The sequence below is a fragment of the Rubritalea sp. genome (genome assembly GCF_039830215.1).
GTDB lineage: Bacteria > Verrucomicrobiota > Verrucomicrobiia > Verrucomicrobiales > Akkermansiaceae > Rubritalea.
Window position 1 is genome coordinate 1 of the sequence record NZ_JBDOPO010000024.1, and the last position, 2411, is coordinate 2411.

3 protein-coding genes are annotated in these 2411 nt (G+C 50.4%); 2 read left to right on the forward strand and 1 reads right to left on the reverse strand.

The features are described 5' to 3' along the window. Together hisF and ABGY95_RS00700 are read left to right on the forward strand one after the other, a co-directional pair. The coding region (gene hisF, locus ABGY95_RS00695) for an imidazole glycerol phosphate synthase subunit HisF (protein ID WP_347439754.1) at positions 1 to 730 on the forward strand (730 nt) is incomplete at its 5' end. 110 nt (positions 731 to 840) lie between these two features. Next, positions 841 to 1263 (forward strand): DUF2721 domain-containing protein, encoded by a 423-nt coding sequence (locus tag ABGY95_RS00700; RefSeq protein ID WP_347439755.1) that lies wholly within the window; start codon positions 841 to 843, stop codon positions 1261 to 1263. Between the two features lie 51 nt (positions 1264 to 1314). Here ABGY95_RS00700 and asnS read toward each other — a convergent pair. Next, positions 1315 to 2411: asparagine--tRNA ligase (gene asnS / locus ABGY95_RS00705; protein WP_347439756.1), on the reverse strand; the 1097-nt coding region annotated here is incomplete at its 5' end.

Sequence of the window (2411 nt, forward strand, 5' to 3'; positions counted from 1 at the left end):
CAATGGTCGCGTGGTCAAAGGAACCAATTTTGTTGACCTTCGTGATGCTGGAGATCCAGTAGAATGCGCGATAGCATACAATGAACAAGAAGCCGACGAACTCGTATTCCTCGATATCACAGCCTCTGTAGATGGCCGTGACACGATGGTCGATGTGGTGCGCCGCACAGCGAAGCATTGTTTCATCCCACTGACAGTTGGTGGAGGAATTCGCAAGGTCGAAGACATGCGCGAGATGCTTCTCGCTGGTGCCGATAAGGTGGGTATTAATACAGCAGCAATCATCAACCCGGGCTTGATCGACGAAGGCGCAACTGCTTTTGGAAGCCAATGTATCGTAACAGCTATCGATGCTAAAAAAGAAGGACCAGGTAAGTGGGGAATTTACACCCACGGTGGCCGCAAACCCATGGGCATTGATGCAGTCGAGTGGGCTAAGGAGGTCTATAACCGTGGTGCCGGTGAGATCCTTCTCACAAGCATGGACTCAGATGGAACAAAAGATGGCTATGATATCGAACTCACCGCTGCAGTGAGTGATGCGGTAGGCATTCCAGTCATAGCCAGTGGTGGCGCTGGAAATCTGCAGCATATGGTTGATGTCTTAGAAGAGGGGAGAGCCGATGCTGTTCTGGCTGCAAGCATTTTCCACTTCGGCCAACACACCGTGGGTGAAGCCAAAGATTACTTTGCCGAGCGCAACATTCCGGTGCGCCCGACCTGTAAGTAAGCTCGGCAAGGCCGAACTGTTTTATGTGTTAAGAGATTAGGTTGTTACCGCGGCATGAGGAGCAATGAAGTTGCTGATTTCATTCTAAATATCTAACTTATATAATAACGATGACTATTGATCTTTCTACACCGGCTCTGTTGTTTCCTGCGGTAAGTTTGCTTTTCTTGAGCTACACGAATCGTTTTCTGGCGCTCTCTGCTCTGATTCGTAAACTCCATACGGACTGGATTCAGACGCCAGAGCACTGTGATCGCGCTTTGCTTGCTCAGATTGCTAATCTAAGGCAGCGCTTGAAATTGATCCGCTGGATGCAGGTGAGTGGGGCGCTAAGTCTTTTCCTCTGCGTGAACTCAATGGGATTTATGCTGTTTGATATACAAATACTAGGGACAATATTTTTTGCCACAGCCCTCGGACTTATGGCTGTTTCTTTGACTGCTCTGGTACGCGAAGCATACGTCTCAGGTGGTGCGCTTAATATCCTGCTCAACGAGACTGGTAAGCCAGCTTCACCGAGTAAAGATTGTTAGGAACTTATTTGATCTAGTACAGTTGCCGAGTTGGGACTCAGCGGTCCCAGCTTAAAACTCGCAGTGGCCTGGGGTGCGGGCGAAGGGGATTACATCGCGGATGTTTTTCATGCCGGTGACAAACATCAGCATGCGCTCGAAGCCCAGGCCGAAGCCCGCGTGTGGGCAGGTGCCGTACTTGCGGAGATCGATGTACCACCAGTAGTCTGCCTCCCTGAGGCCGTGTTCTTTCATGTTAGCTTGGAGAATATCGAGACGTTCTTCACGCTGGGCTCCACCGATGATTTCGCCAATTCCTGGGACTAGCACATCCATGGCTGTGACCGTTTTACCATCGTCGTTAGTGCGCATGTAGAACGGCTTCACGCTCTTCGGGTAGTCGTGGACCGTTGTAGGGCACTTGTAATGTTCCTCGGTAAGGTAGCGCTCGTGTTCTGATTGTAGGTTTACGCCCCACTCGACCGGGTATTCGAATTTCTGGTCGGAGGCTAAAAGAATCTCGACAGCTTTTGTGTAGCTGACGCGCTGGAATGGACGCTTGGCTACGAATTCTAGACGCTGACGAAGGCCTTTATCGACGAACTTATTAAATATTTCTAAGTCACCTTCGTTGTTATCTAACACATCTTGGATGAGGTATTTAACAAATTCTTCAGCGATGTCCATATTACCCAGGAGATCGCAGAAGGCCATTTCAGGCTCTACCATCCAGAACTCTGATGCGTGTCGTGTGGTGTGCGAGTTTTCGGCGCGGAACGTAGGTCCAAAGGTGTAGACGTTAGAGAGAGCTGTAGCAAATGCCTCACCTTCTAACTGACCTGAAACAGTGAGAAAAGTGTTCTTACCAAAGAAGTCATCTACTGGAGTTTGCTTGGAATTGTGTTCGTTGGTGGTGACGCGGAACATCTCGCCAGCACCTTCGCAGTCGGAGTCGGTGATGATTGGTGTGTGGACGTAGGTGAAGTCGCGTTCGTCGAAGAAGCGATGGATCGCACGTGAGAGGCGTGAACGCATACGGAAGACGGCACCGTAGAGGTTTGCCCGTGGGCGAAGGTGGGAAATCGAGCGAAGGAACTCAGGCGTATGACCTTTTTTTTGCAGTGGGAAATCGCTTGGAGCTTCGCCGATGAGGTCGAGCGAGCTGGCAT